The following is a 19,604-nucleotide window of genomic DNA, read 5'->3' as shown; positions in this document are numbered from 1 at the left end:
GCGGATCATCCGCCACTTACAGTCAGCCAACCTGCGATCACCTTGCGCAAACCGTCGTCCTTCAGAAAATCCTCGGTGGTGCCTTCTGCAACATTGCGTCCCAGCTCCAACACATAGACGTAGTCGGCCGCATCGACACATGCGCGGACGTTCTGATCCACGAACAGCACCCCTACTCCCTCGCCGGCGAGTTGGCGTGTCAAGCGATAGATTTCGCCTGCGAACTTCGGTGCGATCATAGCCGTGGGCTCATCAAGCAGAATTGCTTTCGGATTTGGAAGCAGCGCGCGGCTGATCTCGAGGAAACGGCGCTCGCCGCCGCTCAGGCTGCCGGCCTTTTCACTACGCTTCCTGGCAACAACCGGAAAAGTATCAAACACGCGTTGTATGGAGGTCGCGATACGCTTCTTGTCATGGCGAAACGTCCAGCATCCCATGAGGAGATTGTCTTCAACGGTCATATCAAGGAAAAGGCCGCCGCTCTGCTGGACATAAGAAACGCCGCTCTGAACGATTTGGAATGTCGAGCTCTTCGTCATCGGCCGGCCCTCGACGATGATTTCGCCTGTGCGCAGCGGCAGCATTCCCATGATCGTCCGAAGCGCAGTAGATTTGCCAGCGCCGTTAGGACCAATGATCGCGCTGACCGTGCCGGCCTTCACCTGCACATTCACGCCGCGCAAGACATCGATATCTCCCCTGTAGGAAACAGAGGCATCCTTGAGTTGGATAATCGTCGAATCCACGCGCCCCCTCCCTTCCGTCTTTTCAAGCTGCAGCGCCAAGATAGGCCTCGATGACAACAGGGTCTGACTGGATTTTTGCGGGCGACCCTCTGCTGATGATGGCTCCCTGGTTCATGACGATAATGTCATCCGAGAGTCGATACAGCATCCCCGGATCATGGGAGACAAGCACGACCGCGGCCCCTGCCGCGGCGATCCGCTCGATGTTCTCGGCATATCTCAGGCACAAATCGGGGTGCACACCCGCAAAAGGCTCGTCGAGCAGAACGACCTTGGGCGTCACCATCAACAAGCGCGCGAATTCGAGCAGTTTTTGCTGACCGCCAGAAAGCTCGCCGGCATAGTAGTTCGAATATTGATCAAGCCCGGTCAAGGCAAGGGCATTGGCCGCCTGTTCCAACATCTCACTTGAGCTTCGGCCACGTTCTGGAACGATCAGCAGATGCTCTTCGAGGGTCAGCCTGCGGAACACCCTCGGAGTCTGGAAGGTTCGAGCGAGGCCTGCGCGCACGATCCTGTGCGCCGGCAGCCCGGTCAGTTCTTCCTTGTCGAGCAGCACACTGCCGCTGACCGGGCTCATTATCCCTGAAATGCAATTCAAAAGGGTGGATTTTCCCGCACCATTGACCCCCATGACGCCAAGAACCTTTCCGGCTCCCACTTCAAAGGATACGTCGGAGACAGCGGTGAGCCCGCCGAAAGATTTGTGCAGTTTGGCTATAGTGAGCATGGCTTCTACATATGTTGTCTGCTGCCCAGCAGACCTTGTGGGCGGAAAAGAATGACCACCGTCAGGATTATGAATCCCGACATCAGACCGGCCTCTTCGCTGAACACGAAGGCGATCAATTGCTGGGTAAGTCCATACACTATACCGCCGAGGATCGCGCCAACGGGATTGTCGACTCCGCCCAGCACGATGACGATAAATCCGAGAATGGTGTATTCCAGCCCTCCCATGGGGCCGAACGCAGGAAACACCAGAGTCATCAGAACGCCGGTAGCGCAGGTGAGGCCAAACGCTCCCGAGAAGCAGATCAGCGACAGTCGATCGATGTCGATTCCCACCGTCTGGACGGCAGCCCGGTTCATCATCGCCGCCCGCAGCGCCTTTCCGGGAAAGGTGCGGTAGAGCAGATACATCAGCCCGATCAAAACAACCGCCTCGTAAGCAATCGCCACAACACGAGCCGTTGGAATGAGCACTGGACCGAACTTGAAAGACACGGGCGTGAAGCTGAAGTCCAGGATGCGGATATCAGCATCGAACAACCGCAGGAAGATGGCGGTCAGGACCAGCGACAGGCCGAAGAACGCAAGGAAGGAACTCATCTCCCTGTCCTCCGCTTTCTGCAGTCGCTTCACAATCACCAGATAGACGACGCAACCGAGCATGGAGCCGACGGCAATCGCCAGCGGCACGGCCAGCAACGGGTTAACGTCGAGATAGTTCGCAAAAAAATATGAAACGAAGGCGCCCAGGATGAGCAGCTCGCCATGCGCCAGGTTAACCACCCTCATCACCCCGAAAAGGAGCGACAGGGTCAGCCCGACAAGGCCATAGAGCAGCCCTATGATGAGCGCATTTATCGCGAGCTGGAGATAGAGCACATTCATTTTGCTTGCCTAGTTCAGAAACGCTTTCCGAAGGAACTGCGAGGCACGTGGCTTGATGCACCCCGGAATATCAGGCGACCGGGACGCACCGCTCGACTTTCCCCGCATCAAGTCGAATTGGACCTAGAACAAGACCCTTCTCAACTTTGGCCTCTTTGCCAAGAGCGTTCCTACCAGCCCAGCCGGAATGAAAAGAACCACAAGGATAATCGCGAGGCCGAGGATCAGAACCCCCATTGTCGGGAACTGGAGCCAGATTAGATTGTCGAGCGCCGACATGAACGTTGCGCCGACAATCGGTCCGACCACCGTGCCCAGCCCGCCAATCCCGGCAAAGATGATGGCCTTCGCGGTAATCATCGAGTCAAAGGCGGTGGTCGTATCGATGATCGACGTGAACATGGCCTCCACGGCACCGGCACACGCTGCAATCGTTGCCGACGTCATCCATGCGTACAGGCGAAGCAGCGGCACGTTGATACCTGTCGCACTTGCGCCCACAGGATCGTCCCGTATGGCTTTCAGCATCAGCCCAAATCTTGATTTGGCAATGTAAACGCATATGGCAGTTGCAAGGGCCGCGATCAGGACCATGCAGACATAGATAATTTCGAAAGACACACCGGCGCGAACAAAAAGCCCGCCTGCGCCGCCCGCGATATCTTCGGGAAGCATCGACACAATTGTCTGGATAATCATTGACAGCGCAAGGCTCGTCAGGGCGAAGTAGATTCCAGACAGCCGAAGCGTTGGCGCGAGAACCACGGAAACGAGGGCGCCCGCGACAGCAGCAATCAACAGGGCTGCGGGAGCTGGCCAACCCAGCACCCCGATGACTATGCCTGCCGAATACGCACCGACGCCGAAAAATGCGACGTAGCCGAAGGGAAGGTATCCGGTGAACCCGGCAATGATATTGATCCCTCCGGCGAGAGCGATCCACTGGAACAGGTAGAACCAAAAGGACAGCCGCGACGTCATGAGCGGGATTAACATCCCCACGACGAACAGCAATCCCATGATAATCAGGATTGCGGAACGAAGTGCTGCGCCGTAGTTCAGGCTCATTTCGTATCCTTGTACGCTTGTATCAATCGCGTCGGCCTTCATAATGTTCTCCCAGCTGCCGCCAGTCCGCCAGAGCGATTATCTGTCGCTCCACTGCGGCGCCGGGTATACGGCTGGCGAGGTGGCGAACTCCGGCGGAGTGATCACCTCCAGGGACTTGTTCCGATTTTGCGTGATCAGGAATTTGATGCCCGTCTGGCGACCGGCATCGTCGATTGCGTACTTGCCAACGACTGTGTCAAGCTTGCCGCTCAGCTCTCCCGCCGTCGCGCGCAAATCATCACTGTTGAGGCTCGCAGCCTTCGAGGCAACCTCACCCATGATGACAGCCCCGGTGTAGCCAAACACTGTAAGCATGTCGACCGAGTAGACCGAGTCAGGATAGGCCTTCTTGAACGCTTCAACAAACTTGTCACCGGTCATGCCGACATTCACAGGCCGGTTGACTTTGGGGTCGTATCCGTTGTTGCCCCAGATATAGTCGGCCACCGGCGCAGCCAGTACTCCGGGCTGCGAGCTGTACTGGGTGTACACTGAAGGCACGTTGATATTCTGTTCCTGCATCTGCTTCAGCAGCAGCAATACATCACCTTCATATGACGTCGTATAAATCATATCGACATTGGCTGCCTGTGCCTTCTGCAGAAACACGCTGAAGTCCTTCGTAGACTTCGCGTGCTTTTCGAACACCGGAACCTCCAGACCGAGGCTCTCCGCTGTCTTGACTGCCACTTCTGCAAGATTGGCCGGGAAAGGCTCATCGGCGTAGAGTACCGCCAACTTGGTTCCGCCGAGCCGCTTCAACGTCTCAAGGATAGGAAGCGGTTGGAGGGAGGCCGGCGGCGATACAGAAACCAGATACTTGTTCTCGCCGGTATAGAGCGCATCCGAGGATGCATTGGTGACCATCAGGAACTTCTTGTAGCGTTCAGTGATGGCTGTCGCAGCGCCGGTCAAAGTTGATCCGAACGGCGCCATGAGCATATCGACTTTGTCATCGAGTATGAGCTTTTCGTAAACACGGGTCACAAGCTGCTTATCGCTGCGGTCATCATAGGAGATGATCTTGACCGGGATCTTCTTGCCGCCGACGAGAACACCGCCTTGTGCGTTCATATCCTCGGCCCAAAGTTTGACGCCACGCTCGGCACTTTGTGACGATGTCGCGAAACTTCCGGTCGAGGAAACCGACATGCCAATGCGCAACTCAGTAGGCTCTCGAGCATTCGCTGCGATCGGGGCCAGCATCAGGCAACCAACTACAGCACCTAGTGCGACCGTGAATTTGGCCGCGCACTTTCCAGATGTCATCGCTTCAATCCTCCAAGCACGGCACTGGCAGAACGGCTGCATGCCGTGCCGAATTCCTCCAAACCTATTGCTCCAAACTGAGCTGACGGAGTTGCTATCAGATTGGACATAGTCCCGTCAATAGGGACAACTAATCTCCTTTAAGTTTATTGCCTTTACTCTCTCAGACGGCATTTTGCGCTCCTTAAAGATCACCGGCGACCGACTATTGACTCCCGATAAGCACAAGAATAATTCTGGGACGATGTCCCTCCTAATAAGACAAGTTCCCAGACTATACCACCCGGGCGAACCTTCCATCTTGCCCGTCCGTTGGACCGGAATATTGCAGGTAATTCGGCGGCACGCATGATTCCGCTCCTTTCGGAACATAAACCCGCAACGCGCGAATATGCGGAACTGATTGCTGCGTTGCGCACAGCTGGATTTGCCGGCGATTTGTCTTCTACATTCGCGGACAGGGTCGTCCTCTCGACAGATAACTCGATTTATCAGATTGCGCCCCAGGCCATCGCGTTTCCACGAACTATCGACGATCTTGCGTTGATTGCGAAGACCGTACGTGAACCGCGCTTCAAAGGTATCACCATGACCCCGCGCGGCGGCGGTACCGGAACGAATGGCCAGTCGCTGAACGACGGCCTTATTATTGATGTCTCCAAGCATATGGATCGCATCTTGGAGATCAACGTCGCAGAAGGCTGGGTAAGGGTCCAGGCGGGCGTCGTTAAGGATCAACTCAACGCTGCCCTTCGTGAGCATGGGCTCTTTTTCGCCCCAGAGCTTTCAACGTCCAATCGCGCCACCATCGGCGGCATGATCAGCACAGATGCGAGCGGTCAGGGGTCTTGTCTCTATGGCAAAACCCGCGACCATGTGCTGGAACTGACAAGCGTACTGCTCGATGGAACCGTCTGGCGCTCAGCACCACTGCACGACGAAGACCTGCGCCAAGTCATGGAGCGAGACGATTCCGTCGGTGCGATCCATCGACTGGTAGCGGCAATTTCGAGCGATGACAGGAGCTTGATCGAAACACAGTTTCCCAACCTCAACCGCTGCCTCACCGGTTACGATCTCAAGCACATTCGCCGCGACGACGGCAGATTCGATCTCAATTCAATTCTTTGTGGATCCGAAGGCACCCTTGCCATACTGGCAGAAGCCAAGCTGAACGTCCTGCGCATGCCAACGCACGGCGCACTTGTTAATATGCGCTACACGCGTTTCGAAGACGCACTTCGCGATGCCCGGGCATTGGTGCAGTTTGCTCCTGCCTCGATCGAAACCGTTGACGACAAGGTGCTTGATCTTGCCCGAAACGATCAGGTGTGGCGCAATGTCGGCCGATTTTTCCCCGAAGACAGCACGCGACGAACAGCCGCCGTAAACCTCATGGAATTCGTAGGCCACTCCGAAGCGGAGGTTGAGGCTCTAGTCCAGCGGGCTGAGCAGTTGCTCGACGCGGAGCGCGAGACAGGTGGCAGGATCGGATATACGATCGCCCGCGGGTATCGGGAAGTCGGACAGATCTGGGAAATGCGCAAAAGGGCGGTCGGTCTTCTTGGTAGCATGCGAGGAGAAAAACGACCGGTGGCGTTCGTCGAGGATACAGCTGTGCCTCCCGAAAATCTGGCCGATTACATCCGCGAGTTTCGCGCCGCGCTCGACCGGCGCGGCCTTTCCTACGGAATGTTCGGACATGTTGACGCCGGCGTATTGCATGTGCGCCCGGCGGTCGACCTTAAAGACCCCGGCACACGACAGCTTGTCAGGGAAGTGACCGAAGAGGTGGTTGAGCTGACAGCGAAATATGGCGGATTGCTATGGGGAGAGCATGGAAAGGGAATTCGCGCTGAATTCGCCCCACGCACATTCGGTCCGCTCTATCCAAGGCTGCAGCAGATCAAGGCCATGTTCGACCCCGGCAACCAGCTAAACCCGGGCAAGGTCGTGGCCTCTGACGGAGGCAAACTGCTGACCGTTGATGGCGTGCCCATAAAAGGCGAATATGACCGGCAGATCCCGCCCATTGCCAGAGCCGTCTTTGGCGAGGCTTTGCACTGCAACGGTAATGGAGCATGCCACAACTGGGATCCGTTTGATCCGATGTGCCCATCCTGGAAGGGAACGCGCGAGCGGCGGCATTCTCCAAAAGGAAGGGCACAACTCATCCGGCAGTGGCTGTACCAGCTCACACAGTCGGGCAGCGATCTCGATGCCGAAAGGCGGCGGTTGCGCGCTAGCCCTTGGTGGCGCAGCCTGCCCGGGCGAATGGCCAATGCTGTCGCATACCGTAGGCACGCATCCGACTTTTCCCATGAAGTCAAAGCCGCGCTCGACGGCTGCCTGGGCTGCAAGTCCTGCTCCACGCAATGTCCCGTCAGGGTGGACATCCCGACCTTCCGTTCGCGGTTTCTGGAAGTGTATCACGGACGATACCTTCGCCCGGCCAGAGATTATGTCGTTGCACTGCTCGAATACGTTACGCCGGTCGTGGCTCGTGCACCTGCAGTCGCGAACGTGCTGGCCGGCACATCCTTAAGCCGCGCAGCGCTTCGAGGCATCGGTCTCGTGCACGTCCCGAAGCTGTCCGGCGCCAGCCAGGTTCGCAAAATGAGAAACCGGCGCATTGAGCTGGCAAAGCCGGCGCAGCTCCGGGCTATGAGCGACGAACTTCGCAACCGAACCGTGGTCATCGTGCAGGACGTCTTCAGCAGCTATTTTGAATCGGCATTGCTGTCGGACCTGCTCGATCTGTTACGGGCGCTTGGCTATGAGGCTAGGCTCGCGCCTTTCCGACCGAACGGGAAGGCGCTGCATGTTCATGGCTTCCTAGCCGGATTTGAACGCGTCGCGCGCCTGAATGCCGAAATGCTCGAAGAGATCGCGGCGACCGGAGTTGAACTTATCGGGATCGACCCCGCAATGACGCTGGCATACCGCTCGGAATATCGTGAAGCGGTTGAGCAGCATCGGTTGCCGCGTGTATTGCTCGTGCAGGAATGGCTCGCACGGCATCGAAACCTTATCTCCAACATAGGCGTAAGGCAAAAATTCCAGTTATTGCCACATTGCACAGAACGAACAACGGCGCCGTCCGCAGTCACCGATTGGGTCAGCGTCTTTGCCGCGGCGGGACTCGAACTGGACGTGCTGCCTTCGGGATGTTGCGGAATGTCGGGCATATGGGGTCACCAGGCGGAGAACCGTGCGGTTTCAGAGCACATATACAGCCTGAGCTGGGGTACCTATGTCTCCAGCGGGAATAAGGCGAACCTGCTCGCCGATGGCTATTCGTGCCGTTCACAGGCGATGCTTGTCGACGAGATTCGCCTTCAACATCCATTGCAGGCCCTGCTCGCGGCAATTCGCTCGTCGGAACATGCAAGTCCGCCAAGTCGCCAGCCATCGGATGAGACAAGCGACGCGCAAGAGATTTGAAAAGATGACCGACTTCGATCCCGAAAATCTGGAGGAGCGTGCAAGAGAGGTGCTTAACGCCGGCGCGTTCGCCTTCTGCAAATGTGGAGCGGATGACGAAGAAACCGCTGCCGACAACGAGCGCGCATGGCGGCGCCTGAAAATACTGCCGCGCATGTTTGCGGATGTGAGCAAGTTGTCCTGCGCAACGACCATCCTGGGAGCACCGGTGACATCGCCCATCATGATCGCGCCAAGTGGCCGACACGCGCTTTTCCATCCGCAGGCGGAGCGCGCGACGGCCATTGGCGCCGCCGATGAAGGCTGCATATACGTGATGTCGTCGGCATCCAACACACGCGTCGAGGATGTCGCCTCCGCAACTCCTGATTCAAACCGCTGGTTTCAGCTGTACCTGTCCCCTGATCGGGGTGTGTCCGATACCCTCATCGAACGGGCATGCACGGCGGGATTCAAGGCAATCGTCCTGACCCTCGATCAGCCCTATTCGGGTCGCAGCCCGCGCGCGATGGCAAGTCCGTTGGGTCAGACCACCGATGTTTTCGCCAATCTGCCGGGGCAGCCAATTGCGAGATCGGCCTACGATCCTGAGACGTCCGGTAAACCGCGTTATCCCGCCACGCTCGCGGATCTTGAACAGCTCGTTATCCGATCTCCGCTTCCAATCGTTGCCAAGGGAATCATGAGAGGTGACGATGCCTTGCGTTGCCACGACGCCGGCGCAAGTGCGGTCATCGTTTCCAATCATGGCGGACGTCACCTCGACACTGCTGCGGCAACATGCGACGCGCTTGCGGGGGTCGTCGAGGCCGCCGGGAAAAAGCTCGAGATATACGTTGACGGTGGTATCAGGCGCGGCACCGACGTGTTCAAAGCCCTCGCCCTCGGCGCGCGCTCGGTTCTGGTGGGTCGGCCAGTTCTTTGGGCACTCGCAACACAAGGCGCCGGCGGTGTGAGCAACCTGCTTTCTTTCCTGCGCGAGGATCTGATCCGCACAATGGCCCTTAGCGGTGCGCCCGACCTGTCGCTTATCGGGCGCGACCTTCTGGCGGAAGGTCACGCCTTCCGGCCGCAAGAGGAAGCCTGACCGTCGTCCTGTCCAGACCGCGTCTCACACCGGCGGCAGCAAACCCTCGGCCATGTATTCATGGAACCATTTTCTTAGCGTCTGCTCGGAATCGGCAAAGCGTGCGAATCCGGCAGAGCGAAGCTTGACGGTGGACATGATGTTATGAATGCGCATGCTCATCGCATAGTCCAGATATTGGAACGAGCTTCCAACCAGCTCGTTCATCGATGGCGCCGACAGCTTGTGCTTTCGCCGCAGTTCGTCCCATTGACCGGACCAGTCAACACTGGATTCGTGCAGCGACATGGGCTTGATCTCGCCGACCTCCATGTTGAACGAGGCTGCGATCGACGGCCATATGCTGTTCCATTGGAACACGTCGCCATTGTTGATGTTGAATATCTCGTTGCGCGCGCATTCGCTCCGCCCCGCCCAGTCCGCTGCCGCGGCGATAATGTCGGCATCGATAATGCCGCCTATCCCGCATTCCCCGCCCGGATAGTGCAACGGCTCGCTGCGCATCCGCAGGAGCGAGGCATAAACGCCCAGCGCTGCGATAACGTTCATCGAACCGCCGATCGCTTTGCCGACGATCAACTGTGGCCGCAAGATCGTCCACGACCAGTCGCCCTCGATCTGCCGGGATCGAAGATAATCTTCCTGCCGCCAATAGAAGTTGGGTTCACTTCGAAGTTCGGAGCGGTTTTCACGGGCCGGTATATCGACATGGCCTTTGTGCGAGCCATACGCCTTGCCGCCTTGCAGCAGCACGATTTGTTGCAAGGCCGCGTTGTCGATCAGCGGATCGATCAGGTTGCGCAGCATCTGGTCGTTAACCTCGATTTGCAGGTCGGACGACCATCCCTCCACAAGGCTCTCCTTTTCCCAGAGAGCGGCGTAGATGACATGGGTTACGCCCGACTCCTTTCCCAGCAATTCTGCGCAGGCGTCGCGGTCACGCAGGTCAAGGCGCAGATGCCGCGCACCATAGAGGGCGCGCGGCGCGCGGCGGGAAACAGCCAGCACCTCAGCATCACCGGACTGCGAGAAGTGACGCATCGCCGCGTCGCCAACCAGGCCCGTCGCACCCGCGACGAGAACAACCTTCTTCATTCCGTATTTTCCCGATTCCGCTATGGTTCAGAGAATGGCCGAGCGCTTTGCTGAAGGTCAGTTCTTCTTCAACACTTGCGCCCACTTCGTGCGCTCACCGGCAACAAACGCGTCAAATTCCTTGCCGGTTAGTGGGATCGGGTAGGCGCCGAGCTTTTCGGCCTCAGCGGCAAATTCGGCGCTTGAGATAATCTCGCCGAGAGTCTCGCTCAACTTCGCGACGATTGGTGCCGGCGTTTCGGCGGGCGCCCAGATGCCTGCCCACGCGCCGGTTTCAAATCCGGGAATGGTTTCCGAGAGGGTCGGCAGGTCCGGCGCAAGTTTGATGCGCGAAGCACTGGTCACTCCGAGGGCCTTTACCGCATCGTTTTCAAGAAATGGAATGCTGGCAATCGCCGTGTTGAAAGCCATATCCAGATGCCCGCCAAGCAAAGCAGTCATTATGTCGCCGGCGCCCTGATAGGTTACGTGCTTGATGGACGTTCCCGAGCGGTCTTGCAAAAGCTCGGCTGCGATGTACTGGGAACTTCCAGCCCCTGTGGAACCGAAGAACAGTTCGCCCGGGTGTTCCTTCAGATAGTCAATGAGTTGCTGGGTGTTCTCGATGCCGAGGCCGGAACGCACGAACAGGACATTCGGCGTGTCGATGATGCCGCCTATACCCACGAAGTCCTTTTCAGGATCGAACGGCACTTCGCTCAACACCGGATTGACAGCATGAGTGCTGATCGTACCCACGACAAAGGTGTAGCCATCCGGCGCCGCATGGGCTGCGGCCTGCACGCCAATATTGCCGCCGGCGCCGGGCCGGTTCTCTACCAGAAATGACACGCCGAGACGTTCGCGCAGCTTCTCGGCCACGACTCGGCTGATTGCGTCGGTTGTCCCACCCGCCGAAAACGGCACAATGAGGGTTACTTCGCGCCCAGGCCAGATCGTTTCCTGAGCGATCGCGCTTCCAACCAGCGCCAGGAAAGCAACTGCTAGCGCCGCGAATTTGCTTGGCATCGAATTATACCTCCCGTTTATACCTAGATGTCTTCCTTGAATACGTCCCGACGCCGCCCCAGCACCAACGTCAGAAGCAGGAATGCGCCTGACAGCAGCAGGAACGCCAAGCTGATCGGATGTTGGACAAAGGTCGCGAAGCTGCCGCCCGAAAAGACGAGCGCGCGGCGCAGATTGTCCTCCAGCAGATCGCCGAGGACGAATCCAAGCAGCAGCGGCGTCGGCTCAAGGCCCAGCTTGGTGAACAGATAGCCGACCACGCCAAATATCGCCGCGAACACAATCGCGGATTCTGAATTGGCGACCGAAAACAGTCCGATGGCCGAAACCAGAAGAACGGCCGGAAACAGCAGTCCATAGGGCACGCGAAGCAGCCCTACCCAGATGCGGATCATGGGCAGATTGATGATCACCAGCATCAGATTGCCCACCCACATGGACACGACCAACCCCCAGAACAAATCGGGATTGCGAGTCATCACCTGCGGTCCGGGCACCACGCCCTGAATGGTCATTGCCCCGATCAGGAGAGCCATCAGTGCCGTAGGCGGAACACCGAGCGTAAGCATCGGGATGAACGATGTCTGCGCGCCTGCGTTGTTTGCCGCTTCCGGACCTGCAACAGCCTCGATGGCACCCTTGCCGAAACGGGACGGATCGTTTGCAAGGCGCTTCTCGAGCGCATAGGAGGCGAATGGAGCGAGGGCTCCGCCGCTTCCCGGAAGAACCCCCATCGCGGAACCCAGAACGGTGCCTCGCAGGATCGGAGCAAGAGACTGTTTCATCTCGGCCCAGCTTGGCAGGATATTGGATATGCGCTCGTTGAAGGTAGCGCGATGCTGATCGCTATCGAGGTTTCTGAGGATTTCGGTAAAGCCGAACAGCCCGAGCGCAAGCACTGTGAAATCGATGCCGTCTGAAAGCGCCTGCACCCCGAACATCATTCGCGGCTGCGCGGTTTCGGCATCCAGTCCGATTGTGGACAGCACGATGCCCAACACGACCATCGCAAGCGCCTTCACAAGGGAACCCGCTGCGAGCGCGACCGCGAGAATAAGCCCCATCACGATCAGAGAACAGAATTCGGTCGGCCCAAACAACAGAGCCACTTTCATCAGCGGGGCCGAGAACACGACGATGCACAATGTGCCGAATGTTCCTGCGATGAATGAACCGATGGCCGCGACCCCGAGCGCTGAGCCCGCGCGCCCCTGCCGCGCCATTTCGTGGCCATCGATTGCGGTAACGACCGAAGTGATTTCGCCTGGAATGCGCATGAGTATGGCCGTTGTCGAACCGCCGTATTGAGCTCCGTAATATATGCCTGCAAGCAGGATCAGCGATCCCACCGGATCCAAGCTGTAGGTGAGTGGGAGCAAGATGGAGACCGTCGCGACGGGGCCGAGGCCGGGAAGAATGCCTATCAGCGTACCGATCAGGCAGCCGCAAAAACACAACAGCAGATTGCCCGGCACGGGCAGAAGCAACCCACCGATTTCGGTCCATCGGGAGCTGAACACGACGGTCACTCCCAGATAGAGACTGTTGAACACATCACCCACGGCTACGGGCGACCTATGTAGGGAAACGCGACCGACGGAAGCTGGATCCCGAACAAATACTTGAAAAATATGCAGACCACCGCTGCGGTAATTATCGAAAAGATAAACAGGGGCACCGGCCTGTTGCTTGGATCGGCGAGGCCGCCAAGGAAGCAAAGCAACACGCCTGCAGGGAACAGGCCAATGGCGCGGACGGTCGCGGCAAATATCAGCAAAGCAGCGACTATGAGTGCCGGCGCGCGAAACGCCGGGCGTCCCGGCTTATCCCCTTCAACCAACAGAGACCGTGCCATCAAGATCATGGCCAGGAACCCGAGCACGCCTGCCATGATCTTCGGCATGAAGCCAGGCCCCGTCGCGTCAAGCTGGCCTGTCTCAAGATTTGCGGTGGCGACAAAAACGAAGATCGAGACGCACGCCATGAAAAGGCCGGCGAGGAAATCCTGCGGCGCCCTTATAGCCCTGAAACTCGATCGTGACCCGCTCTCCGCCAATGCGATTCCCTGATGTTACCGATGATGGGGATCTAGCCCTGTTTAAGTCGTCAACCTACGTGAGCAGCAACCGGAAGGCAAGAAAATTCGGGACGCTGTCCCGCTTAGTTCGGTTGTTTTGAAAGGCTGTTCTTGAAGAAGCCATGCGAATGCCCGGCAAAGGCCGGCGGGTCAAAACCAGCGGCGTTTGGCAACACCGTCCATGCACGATACCTGTTCTGAACTCCCTGATTGTCAGAGGAGGGACTGGCGCTTGCGGGGAAATATTTGTACCAGCAAAGGAATTCGAGCGGCTGGAAAGCGGTCCCATCGGTGAATAGCCGGTCGCGCCAAACAGGATGCAGCAACCATCGAATACAGGGCAAGATAGCGAACATGGACAAAGAGCAATCGGAGACGCGCAAGGAAGGCGGAGGATTGGTGAATCTTGTCGTCGACACCCTCTTCGCGCTGGCTGAGCAACCCGAAGGCCTGAGCGTGCGCGCAATAGCGGAGCAGACCGGGAGCAGCCGAAGCTCAACCCATCGCATTCTGCAATATCTCGCCAAGAACGGTTACACCGAGCAAAATGAAAGCGGCAGTTACGTGGTGGGATCGCGCCTGTTGCAACTCTCGGCACGTGTCTTCGGAGTCGTGCCCGTACTTCAGATCGCCCGTTCATGCATGACCGATCTCGTGAAGACCATAAACGAAACCTGTTATCTGGCGACCTATACGGACGGCGACACTTTCTGCACCTATATCAACCGCGTCGAAAGCACTCATCTCGTCCGGCATATCCAGCCGCTCGGTGCACGTATCCCGCTCAACGCAGGTGCAGTCGGTAAGGCGATACTCGCGGCTATCCCAGACTTCGACCTCAAGACGCTCGACCTGACACGCTACACCGCAAACACACTCACCACAATTCCCGCGCTCGCCGCCGACCTGAAGCTGACCCGGGAACGCGGATATGCCGTCAGCGTCGAGGAGCGCATCATAGGCGTGACCGGTGTCGCTACAGCCATCAAATCAGGTGACACGGTTATGGGAGCCTTGACTGTTTCTATCCCGCTATCGCGCGCGCCCACCGATCGCCTGAAGCAAGTGGGCGAATCGGTCCACAAATTCGCCATGGACCTTTCGGCTGCCCTGACGGCCGTCGGCGTCAAGCATATCTAGGCCGGCTGCTCCCCGCGCACTCGAACTCGCGGGGTTCGAGCCGTTCATCCATTCTCAAACTGTCGCTACCGGGGTTACAGGGGAACCAACCGCCCCCGGAAGGCGCAGCGGCGGAGCCGTCAGGAAAAACCTGCTACGACCATTGTTCCGCAGCCAATCGGCAAGCGGATCGAGATACCAAAGCTCGCCGAGATAAACGCCAAGCTTGAAGAGGCAATGCGCGTGCAAGGGCAACGTAGGGCTTGGCTTTGCGTCCTCGCGCTCTCTTGGTTTGCCATGCCGGATATTGTCCGGCATCCCTTCAACCGCGAAATTATCGGAGGCGAGGGCTACGATTCCCGTGTCCGTAATCCAGTTCAAGAGCTTGGGATCGGTGCCGTCGAGCGCAGAGGATTCCGCAAATAGGCGATTGGGATCGGGCTTGCGGTTCATCTCCATCAGCAACTTCGAGAAGCCGGTTCTGAGACAGATCATGTCCCCGATCTCAATCTCGATCTTGTCGGCTTCCAGAATTCGCATAAGCCGATCGTAGCCCACATGTTCGCGGTTAGGACCGCAATGGGCGAAGAGATCGATCATGACGCCCCGCCCCTGGACGCAGGTTTCCGCCATTTTCTCGATACCCAAACGGCGCGCGCCCTGCGGCTCCTGGCTTGCGACGGGTTCTCCATCGCCGTACACCATCGGACCGACGACGTCCTCGACGGCGCGAAAGCCGTTGTAATAGACGTCAACTGTCCGCCCGTTGCCGTGAACGTCGAACGTCTGCCCGTAGTGCGACAGGCCATCCCACTGCGTCGAATATTGCAGCGTAATGTGAACATTGTCGTCGGACAGCACGTCCGTCGCAAGCGGATCGTCGCGCCTCATGGGGTAATTGATCGCGGGCATCCCCCCTCGCTCGACGGCACCCATCCGCGGAGGCGACCTCCGCGGATTAAGTGTTTGTCCGCCGGGGTAATCGAGAGGAAGGCTCAGGCAGAAGTTCAACCCTTCGCGGATTTCCGAAGCGGCCTGCGCCACGCGCACCGGAGTGAGAAGGTTCAAGCGTCCCACTTCATCGTCGGGGCCAAAGTCTCCCCAGTTCGATCCTTCAGGGCGTACAGTCCACCGCTTCATTCTCGCTCACTCCCAATGCAGGTTCCGGGCATTCTCAGATGTTGGTTGTGCGTTCCAGAACCGCCCAGGCCTCGTCACCGTATTGCTGTTTCCAGTCGGCGTAGAAACTGGTCGCGGCCAGAGCCTTCTGGAATACGCCCGGTTCCGGCCTGATGATGTTGATGCCGTTCTCTTCGAGAACGCCAACGCTCCGCTTCTGGTCCGCTTCGCTATCGACACGCTGTTTGAGCTGCGCTTCATCGAGGTTCTTGCGAACAATCTCCTGAAGGTCCTCGGGCAGGCGTTCCCATGCAGCGCGGTTCGCAAAGGTCGCCCAGGAATCCCAGGTATGCCCGTCGAGCGTCACATTCTTTTGCACTTCCCACAGCTTGAGCTGGACCATCAGCGAAACCGGGTTTTCCGCGCCATCCACCAGGCCGGTCTGAAGCGCAGTATAAAGTTCACCGAACGGAATGACGGTGGGTGCAGCCCCCAGCGACGTGAACAACGACGTCAGTACCGGGTTAGGTGGAGTGCGCAACTTGAAGCCCTTCAGATCAGCAGGCCCATTGACGGGGCGGCTGCCTGAATTGGTGTTGCGGAAACCCGAATCCGAAGCCTTGGACACAACGAGGATGTTGCCGGTCTTCTCCACTTCCGCGTTCAGGAAGTCGCCCAGCTCGCCATCCATGGCGGCAAAGGCAGCATTCAGGTCATCGAACAGGAAGCCCAGCGTGCACATGGAGCCGCGCGGCACCACCGCAGCGAGAATGCCGTAGGTCGTGTGATAGAATTCAAGCGCACCCGAGCGCATCTGGGAAATCTGTTCGCTGGTATTACCCAACTGCGAGGATGGGAAAATCCTGATACGAACCCTGCCGCCTGTCTCGTCGAAAATTTTGTCGACGGCTTCATTCAACCGAATGATGGAATCGACAGTGGGCGGATTGTCGCTCCCCAGCTTGTATTCGAATTCCGCTGCACGCGCCTTGCTGGGAAGAATGGCGAACGCGCCCAATCCCAACCCGCCTCCCAGGACGGTACGTCTTGATAAAGTTGTCATAAGTTCCTCCTACGTTTTTGCTATTCGTTGAATACAGTTGAACGCTTTCCTCATCCGAGCATTGCGAGCGAGAACCAGGGCACAGTTGCCAGGATTATCGTCCCGACGAACAGCACAGCGATGTATATCCAGACCGTCTTCAGGCCGGAGTCCGGACTGAGGTTCCCGATAGCGCATGCTGTGTAGTATCCAATGCCGAACGGAGGGGCGAAGAGACCCATTCCCATGGCGACGATAATGACCATCGCATATTGGATTTCGTGAATTCCGAGGGCGCCTGCCAAGGGAAACATGAATGGTCCGAGAAGTGCGATGACCGGAATACCTTCCAGTACGCTGCCGAGAATGAAGAACACAATGATGGAGAGCAGCATGAAGCCCGCGGCGCCGCCGGGCATGGCACCGACCTGGTCCATGGCGTCATGGGCAAGCCCGGATTGCGTCAGCGTCCATGCCATCGCCTTCGCGGCGCCGAAGATGGACATGATGATGCCGGTGAGTACCGCTGTTGTTTGGCAAACCCGGTAGAAGCTTGACCAGCTGAAAGACCTGTAGACGAACATTCCCAAGATGACGGCATAGACAATTCCGATTGTCGCAACCTCCGTGGCGGTGGCAACACCCTCGATCACCGCGGTCCTGATAATCACCGGCAATGACAATGCTGGCACAGCGATGATGAAGGCCTTCCAGAGAGGGTCGCGCGCCAGCCCTTGTTCGCCAGCGGCCTGCGGTGGCGAACGGAAATAGACGACTACGCCAAGCAGGATTGCCAAAAACAGCGCAGGCAGAAGACCCGCCGCAAACAGATCGCCAATGGAAAGGCCAACTGTTGCGCCCAGAATGATCAGCACAAGGCTTGGCGGAATGGTCTCGCTCATTGCCGCCGAAGAGGCCAATACGGAAAGAATTTCGCCTTCCGGAACCTCCTGCCGCTTCATCTCGGGAACGAGAACCGGCGCGATTGCCGCGATGTCCGCAGCCTTCGCCCCGGAAATGCCGGAAACCAGGTACATTCCTCCCAGCATCGCGATCGAGAGGCCGCCGCGCATGCGGCCGACCAAAGCCAGCAGGAAGTTGATCAGCGCGCGCGCCACACCTGTCGTTTCCGCGAGATAGCCGAGAATAAGGAACATGGGCACGGAGAGCAGGATGATATGGCTTATCCCGCCTTCGAATTGCCCCATGATCACACTGCCCGGAATATAAGTCCCGAGAAGAACATAGCCGCCAGCTCCCAGAAGAAACGCAAATACCAGTTCAACGCCAATGATAACGCTAACGGGCAGCAGGATCAGGAAATATGCGATAAGCCGTCCGTTGCCGGGAACCGCTTCGCCAATCAGATAGCATCCAAGCAGGATGCCAAGAGCGACCAGCGCTGCGACCGCCTTCTGGGACCAGTTGCGGGGCTCCTCGAGGATGCGTGAAATGGCCATGAACGCCATCAGCACAATGCCGATCAGAATCGGGGCGACGCGCCACGATGCGCTCATGCCCGTGGTCGGGTCGAGCATGTCCAAGCTCTCGTGCATATGTTCATAAGATGGCTTGATCAGCATCAGGAGTGCGTAAAGGCCGAGAAAGGGCGCGGCGTCGCTGATATGGAAGAAGGAATTCGTACCCGGCTTGCGAGAGATCAGGCTCAGCTTCATGTGTGAATTTTCGTGGATGGCCGTGACCGATCCCGCCATCACAATCCAGAGAAGCAGCAGCGACGCAAACGAATCGGACCAGACCAAAGGAGCATTGAGGAAGTACCGCGCAATCACGCCCCAAAGCAGCATGAGCATCGCGACAATCGTAAGGCATGCGCCAAAATGCTTGGCCCCTTGCGATACGTAATCGGAGAGCATCGCGTAGGGGGACGCTTTTTCTAAACTCAGATTTTCGTCCCGTGTGCTATGCATGCGCTCCTCCCTCGCATCAGGCTTTGTCGCGTTGGGCTGTCACGGGCTTTTCGGGAGCTTGATGATTTCCCTGGCTTCTTGAGGCGTTGCGATATCCCTGCCGATTTCGCGTGCGATGCGGACGATCTTTTCGACGAGTTCGGCGTTGGTGCGTGCATATTCGCCGTCACGCACGAAGGGATTGTCCTCCATTCCGACGCGGACGTGGCCGCCGGCGGCAATCGCGGCGCTGAGCACTTTCCAATGCTCCTTGGGGTCCATCACACTGGCGTTCCAGTTGGCGCCCTCCGGCAGATGGCGCTGCATATACAGGACCGCATCCGGCGTAGGAGGCGTCCATGCGCCACCCTTCCAGCCGAAGAAGCAGGTGATCCAGACCGGGTCTGCAAGCAGGCCCTTGTCGATCATGCGCTGCGCATTCCAGAAGCCCCCTGTGTGGAAGGCCTCGACCTCGATCTTGATGCCCAGCTCAGAGCAGAGCGTGCAGTATTCCTCAAGCTCGGTGCGAGAGTGAATGCCGTAGATCTCCTTGGGAACGCGGCTGGGATCATAGTCGAAGCATTCGTCATGGGCGACGAATGCCACTGAAAGCATATCCGGCTTGTAGGTCCGAATGAGCTCCTTGCGCTGCGCAAACCTGCCGCTGGCAATGCCGTACTGCATGATCGTGTCGCGCTGGCTCATGATCGCTTCCCGCATCTTGCCCCAGCCGGGGATCTCCAGCGAAGACAGCCGCGCGCCGTCCGGCTGGGGCGCGTCGTCAAGCTTGCGCGGTCCGTGAATATGGCTGATCGCCGCACCGGCATCGATACCGCGCAGGTATTCGGCAACCACCGCATCCACACCCTTGGGCGTCGGGTTGTACGGATTTCCGGGAAAAGCCGAGTCGCTGTCGCAGGTCACTGTGATGATGAGCTTTTCCATAACCGTCCCGTTGAAT

16 protein-coding genes are annotated in these 19,604 nt (G+C 58.1%); 3 read left to right on the top strand and 13 right to left on the bottom strand.

Going from position 1 to position 19,604, the window contains the following annotated elements; translation table 11 throughout:
- Positions 1 to 5 precede the first annotated feature (5 nt).
- The 5 genes from M9924_11485 to M9924_11465 form a co-directional block, all read right to left on the bottom strand.
- Entirely contained in the window at positions 6 to 785 is a 780-nt protein-coding gene (locus tag M9924_11485; GenBank protein MCO5065020.1) for an ABC transporter ATP-binding protein, read from the bottom strand.
- Positions 769 to 1,476 (bottom strand): ATP-binding cassette domain-containing protein, encoded by a 708-nt coding sequence (locus M9924_11480; GenBank protein MCO5065019.1) that lies wholly within the window; start codon positions 1,474 to 1,476, stop codon positions 769 to 771. The genes M9924_11485 and M9924_11480 overlap by 17 nt, the downstream gene beginning before the upstream one ends.
- A gap of 5 nt (positions 1,477 to 1,481) precedes the next feature.
- On the bottom strand, positions 1,482 to 2,363 hold the full coding sequence (locus M9924_11475) for a branched-chain amino acid ABC transporter permease (GenBank protein ID MCO5065018.1): 882 nt from the start codon (positions 2,361 to 2,363) through the stop codon (positions 1,482 to 1,484).
- A gap of 123 nt (positions 2,364 to 2,486) precedes the next feature.
- Positions 2,487 to 3,473, bottom strand: a complete 987-nt coding sequence (locus tag M9924_11470) for a branched-chain amino acid ABC transporter permease (protein MCO5065017.1) — start codon at positions 3,471 to 3,473, stop codon at positions 2,487 to 2,489.
- Positions 3,474 to 3,509: 36 nt separating this feature from the next.
- Positions 3,510 to 4,742 (bottom strand): amino acid ABC transporter substrate-binding protein, encoded by a 1,233-nt coding sequence (locus M9924_11465; GenBank protein MCO5065016.1) that lies wholly within the window; start codon positions 4,740 to 4,742, stop codon positions 3,510 to 3,512.
- A gap of 348 nt (positions 4,743 to 5,090) precedes the next feature.
- Between M9924_11465 and M9924_11460 the strand changes: the two genes are divergently transcribed.
- Both M9924_11460 and M9924_11455 read left to right on the top strand, forming a co-directional pair.
- Positions 5,091 to 8,186, top strand: coding sequence for an FAD-binding oxidoreductase (locus M9924_11460; protein ID MCO5065015.1), 3,096 nt, complete (start codon positions 5,091 to 5,093; stop codon positions 8,184 to 8,186).
- Positions 8,187 to 8,190: 4 nt separating this feature from the next.
- Entirely contained in the window at positions 8,191 to 9,273 is a 1,083-nt protein-coding gene (locus M9924_11455) for an alpha-hydroxy-acid oxidizing protein (protein ID MCO5065014.1), read from the top strand.
- 24 nt (positions 9,274 to 9,297) lie between these two features.
- On the opposite strand, the gene M9924_11450 is transcribed toward M9924_11455, so the two are convergent.
- From M9924_11450 to M9924_11435, 4 genes are all read right to left on the bottom strand, one after another.
- On the bottom strand, positions 9,298 to 10,368 hold the full coding sequence (locus tag M9924_11450; protein MCO5065013.1) for an NAD-dependent epimerase/dehydratase family protein: 1,071 nt from the start codon (positions 10,366 to 10,368) through the stop codon (positions 9,298 to 9,300).
- Between the two features lie 57 nt (positions 10,369 to 10,425).
- Complete coding sequence (locus tag M9924_11445) at positions 10,426 to 11,229, bottom strand: tripartite tricarboxylate transporter substrate binding protein (protein MCO5065012.1); 804 nt, start codon at positions 11,227 to 11,229, stop codon at positions 10,426 to 10,428.
- 170 nt (positions 11,230 to 11,399) lie between these two features.
- Positions 11,400 to 12,896 (bottom strand): tripartite tricarboxylate transporter permease, encoded by a 1,497-nt coding sequence (locus tag M9924_11440; GenBank protein ID MCO5065011.1) that lies wholly within the window; start codon positions 12,894 to 12,896, stop codon positions 11,400 to 11,402.
- Positions 12,897 to 12,940: 44 nt separating this feature from the next.
- A complete protein-coding gene (locus M9924_11435) occupies positions 12,941 to 13,360 on the bottom strand; it encodes a tripartite tricarboxylate transporter TctB family protein (GenBank protein ID MCO5065010.1) in 420 nt (139 codons plus the stop codon).
- Positions 13,361 to 13,807: 447 nt separating this feature from the next.
- Here M9924_11435 and M9924_11430 point away from each other — a divergent pair, with 447 nt between their 5' ends.
- Positions 13,808 to 14,593 (top strand): IclR family transcriptional regulator, encoded by a 786-nt coding sequence (locus tag M9924_11430; protein MCO5065009.1) that lies wholly within the window; start codon positions 13,808 to 13,810, stop codon positions 14,591 to 14,593.
- A 54-nt stretch (positions 14,594 to 14,647) separates the two neighbouring features.
- Here the strand turns inward: M9924_11430 and M9924_11425 are convergent, their stop codons facing one another.
- The 4 genes from M9924_11425 to M9924_11410 form a co-directional block, all read right to left on the bottom strand.
- Positions 14,648 to 15,712, bottom strand: a complete 1,065-nt coding sequence (locus tag M9924_11425) for a cyclase family protein (protein ID MCO5065008.1) — start codon at positions 15,710 to 15,712, stop codon at positions 14,648 to 14,650.
- Positions 15,713 to 15,746: 34 nt separating this feature from the next.
- Positions 15,747 to 16,709 (bottom strand): TRAP transporter substrate-binding protein, encoded by a 963-nt coding sequence (locus M9924_11420; GenBank protein ID MCO5065007.1) that lies wholly within the window; start codon positions 16,707 to 16,709, stop codon positions 15,747 to 15,749.
- A gap of 95 nt (positions 16,710 to 16,804) precedes the next feature.
- Positions 16,805 to 18,664 (bottom strand): TRAP transporter large permease subunit, encoded by a 1,860-nt coding sequence (locus M9924_11415; GenBank protein MCO5065006.1) that lies wholly within the window; start codon positions 18,662 to 18,664, stop codon positions 16,805 to 16,807.
- Between the two features lie 39 nt (positions 18,665 to 18,703).
- Positions 18,704 to 19,588, bottom strand: coding sequence for a 3-keto-5-aminohexanoate cleavage protein (locus M9924_11410; GenBank protein ID MCO5065005.1), 885 nt, complete (start codon positions 19,586 to 19,588; stop codon positions 18,704 to 18,706).
- Positions 19,589 to 19,604: the final 16 nt, after the last annotated feature.

This window comes from Rhizobiaceae bacterium (genome assembly GCA_023953835.1).
Lineage (GTDB): Bacteria > Pseudomonadota > Alphaproteobacteria > Rhizobiales > Rhizobiaceae > Mesorhizobium_G.
Note: the sequence above shows the minus strand (reverse complement) of the source record. Positions and strands in the feature narration are given on the sequence as shown.

Excerpts from the sequence above, each read along its gene's own strand:
- M9924_11480 (MCO5065019.1), bottom strand. The coding sequence starts at position 1,476 with ATGCTCACTATAGCCAAACTGCACAAATCTTTCGGCGGGCTCACCGCT.
- M9924_11475 (MCO5065018.1), bottom strand. The coding sequence starts at position 2,363 with ATGAATGTGCTCTATCTCCAGCTCGCGATAAATGCGCTCATCATAGGG.
- M9924_11470 (MCO5065017.1), bottom strand. The coding sequence starts at position 3,473 with ATGAAGGCCGACGCGATTGATACAAGCGTACAAGGATACGAAATGAGC.
- M9924_11465 (MCO5065016.1), bottom strand. The coding sequence starts at position 4,742 with ATGACATCTGGAAAGTGCGCGGCCAAATTCACGGTCGCACTAGGTGCT.
- M9924_11460 (MCO5065015.1), top strand. The coding sequence starts at position 5,091 with ATGATTCCGCTCCTTTCGGAACATAAACCCGCAACGCGCGAATATGCG.
- M9924_11455 (MCO5065014.1), top strand. The coding sequence starts at position 8,191 with ATGACCGACTTCGATCCCGAAAATCTGGAGGAGCGTGCAAGAGAGGTG.
- M9924_11450 (MCO5065013.1), bottom strand. The coding sequence starts at position 10,368 with ATGAAGAAGGTTGTTCTCGTCGCGGGTGCGACGGGCCTGGTTGGCGAC.
- M9924_11435 (MCO5065010.1), bottom strand. The coding sequence starts at position 13,360 with ATGGCGTGCGTCTCGATCTTCGTTTTTGTCGCCACCGCAAATCTTGAG.
- M9924_11430 (MCO5065009.1), top strand. The coding sequence starts at position 13,808 with ATGGACAAAGAGCAATCGGAGACGCGCAAGGAAGGCGGAGGATTGGTG.
- M9924_11425 (MCO5065008.1), bottom strand. The coding sequence starts at position 15,712 with ATGAAGCGGTGGACTGTACGCCCTGAAGGATCGAACTGGGGAGACTTT.
- M9924_11415 (MCO5065006.1), bottom strand. The coding sequence starts at position 18,664 with ATGCATAGCACACGGGACGAAAATCTGAGTTTAGAAAAAGCGTCCCCC.
- M9924_11410 (MCO5065005.1), bottom strand. The coding sequence starts at position 19,588 with ATGGAAAAGCTCATCATCACAGTGACCTGCGACAGCGACTCGGCTTTT.